The organism is Pseudomonas sp. 22526 (genome assembly GCF_052044735.1).
Taxonomy (GTDB): domain Bacteria; phylum Pseudomonadota; class Gammaproteobacteria; order Pseudomonadales; family Pseudomonadaceae; genus Aquipseudomonas; species Aquipseudomonas piscium.
Map to the genome: position 1 here is coordinate 92,383 of NZ_JBQENK010000012.1, position 6,455 is coordinate 98,837.

The 6,455-nt window shown below is 64.5% G+C and carries 7 protein-coding genes; 2 read left to right on the top strand and 5 right to left on the bottom strand.

Annotated elements, in window-relative coordinates:
- Positions 1-65 precede the first annotated feature (65 nt).
- The 5 genes from bioD to bioB all read right to left on the bottom strand — a co-directional run bounded on the left by bioD (position 66) and on the right by bioB (position 4,646).
- Positions 66-746, bottom strand: coding sequence for a dethiobiotin synthase (gene bioD, locus ACTJKT_RS19300; RefSeq protein ID WP_025807318.1), 681 nt, complete (start codon positions 744-746; stop codon positions 66-68).
- Positions 743-1,555, bottom strand: coding sequence for a malonyl-ACP O-methyltransferase BioC (gene bioC, locus ACTJKT_RS19305; protein ID WP_210688550.1), 813 nt, complete (start codon positions 1,553-1,555; stop codon positions 743-745). The genes bioD and bioC overlap by 4 nt, the downstream gene beginning before the upstream one ends.
- Positions 1,548-2,279: an alpha/beta fold hydrolase gene (locus tag ACTJKT_RS19310; protein WP_440788190.1), complete on the bottom strand. Its 732-nt coding sequence runs from the start codon at positions 2,277-2,279 to the stop codon at positions 1,548-1,550. The genes bioC and ACTJKT_RS19310 overlap by 8 nt, the downstream gene beginning before the upstream one ends.
- Positions 2,272-3,450, bottom strand: a complete 1,179-nt coding sequence (gene bioF, locus ACTJKT_RS19315) for an 8-amino-7-oxononanoate synthase (RefSeq protein WP_440788191.1) — start codon at positions 3,448-3,450, stop codon at positions 2,272-2,274. Before bioF ends, ACTJKT_RS19310 begins: the two co-directional genes overlap by 8 nt.
- A gap of 140 nt (positions 3,451-3,590) precedes the next feature.
- Positions 3,591-4,646, bottom strand: a complete 1,056-nt coding sequence (bioB, locus tag ACTJKT_RS19320; RefSeq protein WP_007926062.1) for a biotin synthase BioB — start codon at positions 4,644-4,646, stop codon at positions 3,591-3,593.
- 91 nt (positions 4,647-4,737) lie between these two features.
- Between bioB and ACTJKT_RS19325 the strand changes: the two genes are divergently transcribed.
- Together ACTJKT_RS19325 and ACTJKT_RS19330 are read left to right on the top strand one after the other, a co-directional pair.
- Positions 4,738-5,478, top strand: a complete 741-nt coding sequence (locus ACTJKT_RS19325) for a ComF family protein (RefSeq protein WP_440788192.1) — start codon at positions 4,738-4,740, stop codon at positions 5,476-5,478.
- 64 nt (positions 5,479-5,542) lie between these two features.
- Positions 5,543-6,307 (top strand): TOBE domain-containing protein, encoded by a 765-nt coding sequence (locus ACTJKT_RS19330; protein WP_440788193.1) that lies wholly within the window; start codon positions 5,543-5,545, stop codon positions 6,305-6,307.
- Positions 6,308-6,455: the final 148 nt, after the last annotated feature.

Consider the following 6,455-nt stretch of genomic DNA (forward strand, 5'->3'; position numbering starts at 1 on the left):
CCAGACGCGCCAGAAAAAGACCCGTCAAAAACACTAATGGCACAGTGCCTTACCATAGGCAAAATCTAGTCAAGCAGGTCCAGTTGCAGATACTCGGCCACCGCTTCGGCGCTGACCGTCTTCAATCTTGGGACCCGGCCCAGACAAGGTGCAGGCAAACGCTCCGCCAACGTGGCGAGGTTCTCCTCAAGCCGCGAAGTCTTCGGCTCGATGATATTGGCCACCCAGCCCGCCAGCTGCAAACCGTCCTGGGCGATCGCCTCGGCCGTCAGCAGGGCATGGTTGATACAGCCCAGACGCACGCCCACCACCAGGATCACTGGCAGATCCAGGGCCATGGCCAGGTCGGACAGGTTGTCCTGGTCGGCCAGCGGCACACGCCAGCCGCCGGCCCCTTCGATCAGGGTGAAGTCCGCACCCTTGGCCAGCACCTGGCGCATCGGCGCCAGCAAGGTTTGCACGGTCAACGCCACGCCAGCCTCGCGGGCCGCCAGATGGGGAGCGATGGCGGGTTCGAAGGCCAGTGGATTGACCTCGTCGTAGGTCAGCGGCAATGAGCACTCCGCCAGCAAGGCCAAGGCATCGGCGTTGCGTAGCCCCTTGGGGGTCAGCTCGCAGCCCGAAGCCACCGGTTTCCCAGCCGCCGTGCTCAGCCCCGAAAGGCGCGCGGCATGCAGCAAGCCAGCGGCGATGGTGGTCTTGCCAACATCGGTGTCTGTTCCGGTAACGAAATAGGCTTGGCTCATAGCGGCTTCTCCAATACGGCGTAGACCACCTGGTACGTCGCGGGCAGTCCCTGCGCTTGACGAAACTGTTCATAAGCGTCGATCAGGCCCTTGATCCGCGCCCGCCCTGTCAACCCGCCGGGCCGTCCAGGGTTGAGGTTGTGTGCCCCCAGCGCTTTCAACTCATGGGTCAGGCTGCGCACATCAGGGTAGTGCAGCACATGAGGACGGGTCTCCAGGCTCAGCACATGCAAACCGCTCGCCGCGCACAGCTGTTGATAAGTGCTGAACTCACGGAAGCGGTTGACATGCACCATGCCGTCGACCTGACGCCAACTGTCGCGCAATTCGTACAGCGTACCGACGCACAGGCTGGCAAAGGCCAGCACGCCACCCGGCTTCAACACCCGATGCGCCTCGCTGAGGACCGAACGGAAGTCCGCGCACCACTGCACCGCCAGGCTGGAAAAGATCAACTCGCAGCTCTGCCCCTGCAACGGCAAACGCTCGGCATCGCCGGCAATGAAATACTGCGCCCCGCCCAGCGGACGGGCGTGCTCGAGCATGCCTTCGGCGATGTCCAGCGCCAGCCCTTCGCTGGCCTGGAAACGCTCACCCAGCAGGCGGCTGAAATAACCGGTGCCGCAGCCCATGTCCAGCCAGCGACCAGGCTCGCGGTCTTGCGGCAGGCGGCTCAGCAACTCGTTACCGACGTCGCGCTGCAGTTGCGCCACGCTGTCGTAACTGGATGCCGCGCGGGAAAAGGAAGCCGCCACCTGGCGCTTGTCGGGCAAGCTGCCGGGCAGTTTAGGAAGGGACAGATCAGTCATCACCGGACTCATGCAAAAAAGCCTGGATCGCCCCCGCCACACCGTGGGGATCCTCCAGAAGAAACGCGTGGCTGGCCTGTTCAATCAGACCAATTTCGACATCGGGCAACAACGCCAACAATTCACCCGCGGCTTCGGCCGGCACCAAGCCGTCGAGCCCGGCGAACAGATGCAACTGCGGCCCACGAAACGCCTGCAAGGCATGGCGGGTATCCAACTGCGCCAGCAGCTCCAGGCCGGCCATCAACACCGCGCCCGAGGTATGCGGAGCGCCGCCCGACAGCAGGCGCGAAAGACCGCGTGGATCTTCGGCGCCCTGGGCACAGAGCAAACTGAAGCGCTTGAGGGTGGTGCGCGGGTCGGCGTTGCAGCCGGCCAGAAACCCGTCGAAGGTCTCCCCCGGCATCGCGCTCGACCACTCGGCATGCGCTACGAAACTGGGGTTGCTGGCCAGGGTCAGCAGACCGCAGCAACGTTCGCCACGACGCGCCGCCAGCTCGGAAGCCAGCATGCCGCCCAGTGACCAGCCACCGAGCCAGGCGTTGTCCGGCACACTGGCATCCAGTTCGTCGAGCCACTCATTCAAGTCGCTGGACTCCAGCTCCGGCAACGGTTCGATCTCGACCCGCAGGTGTTCGTCCAGTCCCTGCAGTGCCGCCGCCAAGGGCTCCAGCGGCGATACGCCAAGACCCCAACCGGGCAGCAGAATCAGTCGATCACGCATGGCTTGGCTCCGGTCCCAGTTCGCTAAAACAATCCGCCAGTGCATTCAACAATAGCTGGACCTGAGCCTCACTGTGGGCGGCGGACAGGGTCACCCGCAAGCGGGCGCTCCCCGCGGGCACGGTAGGTGGACGAATCGCGGTGACCATCAGGCCGCGCTCGCGCAGCATCTGTGACAGGCGAATCGCCCGCGCGCTGTCGCCGATCAGGATCGGCTGGATCGGCGTGAAGCTGTCCATCAGGGTCAGCCCGATCTGCTCGGCGCCCAGGCGGAACTGGCGGATCAGCCTGTTCAGGTGTTCACGCCGCCAGTGCTCGCTACGCAACAACTCCAGGCTTTTCAGGGTGGCACAGGCCAGGGCCGGCGGCTGGCTGGTGGTGTAGATATAAGGACGGGCGAACTGGATCAGGCTTTCGATCAGTTCCTCGCTGCCGGCGACAAAGGCGCCGGCGGTGCCGAACGCCTTGCCGAGGGTGCCCACCAGGACCGGTACATCTTCCTGGCTCAAGCCGAAATGCTCGACTATACCTGCGCCGTTGGCCCCCAGCGGCCCGAACCCATGGGCGTCGTCGACCATCAACCAGGCGCCCTTGGCCCGGGTTTCGCGAGCCAGCGCCGGCAGGTCGGCCAGGTCGCCGTCCATGCTGAACACGCCATCGGTGACCACCAGGGTATTGCCGGTGGCTTTCTCCAGGCGCTTGGCCAGGCTCTCGGCATCGTTGTGCAGGTAACGGTTGAAACGCGCGCCGGAGAGCAGGCCGGCATCCAGCAACGAAGCGTGGTTGAGGCGGTCTTCCAGCACTGTGTCGCCCTGCCCCACCAGCGCGGTGACCGCGCCGAGATTGGCCATGTAACCGGTGGTGAACAACAATGCCCGCGGGCGGCCGGTGAACTCGGCCAGGGCCTCTTCCAACTGGTGGTGGGGCGTGCTGTGGCCGATCACCAGGTGCGAAGCGCCACCGCCCACGCCCCAGCGGGACGCGCCAGCGCGCCAGGCTTCGATCACTTGCGGGTGATTGGCCAGGCCCAGGTAATCGTTGTTGCAGAACGCCAGCAACGGCTGGCCATCGACCACCACTTTTGGCCCTTGCGGGCTTTCCAGCAGTGGGCGCTGACGGTAGAGGTTTTCGGCACGACGGGCAGCGAGACGCGCGCGGAGATCGAAAGACATGCAGGCCTCGATGATCGGACGATATTTACCGTAACCGCTGCCGCAGGCTGCGATCGACCCGAAGGGGCGCGAGGATCTTGAGTCCGTCGAGGTCCTGCGGACCTATCGCAGCCTGCGGCAGCGGCTACAGGGAGAGAGGCTTAAACCGCGGCGTTATAGAACTGCTCGCTGCTCTTCTGCTCCACCAGTGCCTGCTCGATGGCGGCCTGGTGCACCTCGTCGGCGTGCTCTTCGCGGGCTTCCGGCTGGATGCCCAGGCGCGCGAACAGTTGCATGTCCTTGTCGGCCTGCGGGTTGGCGGTGGTCAGCAACTTCTCGCCGTAGAAGATCGAGTTGGCGCCGGCGAAGAACGCCAGGGCCTGCATCTGCTCGTTCATCGCTTCGCGGCCGGCGGACAGGCGCACGTGGGATTTCGGCATCAGGATACGAGCCACGGCGAGCATGCGGATGAAGTCGAACGGATCGACATCCTCGGAGTTTTCCAACGGCGTGCCGGCCACTTTCACCAGCATGTTGATCGGTACCGACTCCGGGTGCTCCGGCAGGTTGGCCAGTTGAATCAGCAGGCCGGCGCGGTCATCGAGGGACTCACCCATGCCGAGGATGCCGCCGGAGCAGATCTTCATCCCGGCATCGCGCACGTAGGCCAGGGTCTGCAGGCGCTCGCTGTAGGTACGGGTGGTGATGATGCTGCCGTAGAACTCCGGCGAGGTATCGAGGTTGTGGTTGTAGTAGTCCAGGCCGGCCTTGGCCAGCGCTTCGGTCTGGTCCTGGTCCAGGCGACCGAGGGTCATGCAGGTTTCCAGGCCCATGGCCTTCACGCCCTTGACCATTTCCAGCACGTACGGCATGTCTTTGGCCGACGGGTGTTTCCAGGCCGCGCCCATGCAGAAACGGGTCGAACCTATGGCCTTGGCGCGCGCAGCCTCTTCGAGAACCTTCTGCACTTCCATCAGTTTTTCTTTTTCCAGGCCGGTGTTGTAGTGACCGGACTGTGGACAATATTTGCAATCTTCCGGGCAGGCGCCGGTCTTGATCGACAACAGGGTGGAAACCTGGACGCGGTTGGCGTCGAAATGCGCGCGGTGCACCGTCTGCGCCTGGAACAGCAAGTCATTGAACGGCTGGACGAAGAGGGCTTTGACTTCAGCCAAAGTCCAGTCATGACGCAGATTGGCGGTGGTGCTGGCGCTCATGGGCGATTCCTTGATTATGCTTGGCAAGCGACTGCGGGAAGGGAATACCCACAGCCGCGACACGGATGTTGGGCATATTTAAGGAAGCGCCATGCAGTGTCAACCACATTACCAAGGACCGGTTTACATCTGGTTAAAAAACAAACAAACCTGTTTGCTCTGCGACGAGCCGACCGACACGCCCCAAGCCATTTGCACCGCCTGTGAAACCGAACTGCCGTGGCTCGGCAATCATTGCCAGGTGTGCGCCCTGCCCCTGCCCGCTGCCGGCCTGACCTGCGGCCAGTGCCTCAAGCGACCGCCCGCCTTCGCCCAGGTGGTGGCGCCCTGGCGTTATGGCTTTCCGGTCGATAGCCTGGTCAGCCGTTTCAAGCACAACGGTAAATGGCCCTTTGGCCGACTTTTGGCCGAACTTCTCGCACAATCACTGCAACATCGCTTTAGCGAGGACCTGATGCAACCCGACGCCCTGCTGCCGGTGCCCCTGGCCCGCAAGCGCCTGCGTCAGCGCGGCTATAACCAGGCGGCGATGCTCGCGCGCTGGCTGGGTGAGATCCTGCAGATCCCCTGCGACGAAACCTCGTTGCAGCGCACCCAGGACACGCCATCGCAGCAAGGCCTGGATGCCAGGGCGCGGCAACGCAACCTGCGCCACGCCTTCGCCCTGATGCCCGGAGCGGCAGTCCGTGGCCGGCACCTGGCGCTAGTGGACGACGTGCTCACCACAGGTACGACCGCCCACGCCCTGGCGCGACTGTTGCTCACGGCTGGGGCACGGCGGGTCGATGTGTATTGCCTGGCACGCACGCCAAAACCCGGCGAGCCCGACTGAGCTTGACTCTCGCCCCTCAAGCCGCAAACTCCCTTTCCATTCCCAGCGTTCAAAGCGTTCAGCCATGTCCTTGCCCACCTTGTTGACCCAGCACATCGTCCGCCGCCCGCAGCGCATCGCCCTGCTGCAGCACATCGCCGAACAGGGCTCGATCACCCGTGCCGCGAAAAGTGCCGGCCTGAGCTACAAGGCCGCCTGGGACGCCATCGACGAGTTGAACAACCTGGCGCAGAAACCCCTGGTCGAACGCAGTGTCGGCGGCAAAGGCGGCGGTGGCGCCCGGCTCTCCGCCGAAGGCGAGCGGGTGCTGCGTCTCTACCAGCGCTTGCAGGCCTTGCAGGCCCAGGTGCTGGAAGCCGCCGAAGATGCCGCCGACCTCGACCTGCTGGGACGCCTGATGCTGCGGACCAGCGCCCGCAACCAGCTGCACGGCACGGTGCAGGCCGTCGAAGCCCAAGGGCGCAACGACCTGGTGCGCCTGGCGCTTGCGGAAGACCTGGTGATCCAGGCGCAGATCACCCATGACAGCACCCTGCGTCTGGAACTGGAGCCCGGCACCGGAGTGGTGGCCTTGATCAAGGCTGGTTGGCTGGAACTGCTGGCCATCGATCAGCCCGCAACCTCCGGATACAACTGCCTGCAAGGCAGCCTGGAAGCCATCCTCGACGCCGAAGACGGCCCCAGCGAAATCCGCATCGTCCTGCCCAGCGGCCAGACCCTCTGCGCCCTGGCCGAACCGCTGCAACTGCGGACCCTGGGCTTGAGCGTCGGCAAGCCGGTGCGGGTGCAGTTCTCGCCATCCAATGTGCTGCTCGGCACGCCGCTGTAAACAGACCGGAATAACCCGCGGCCCCATGTACTCGGCCGCGCAGCGGGCGGCGCTGCTGATCTCGCAGAAGGTCCTGCGGACCTATCGCAGCCTACGGCAGCGGCTACATTGCCCGCGTGTACCGCGAACTATTGGGTTCCCCCTGTAG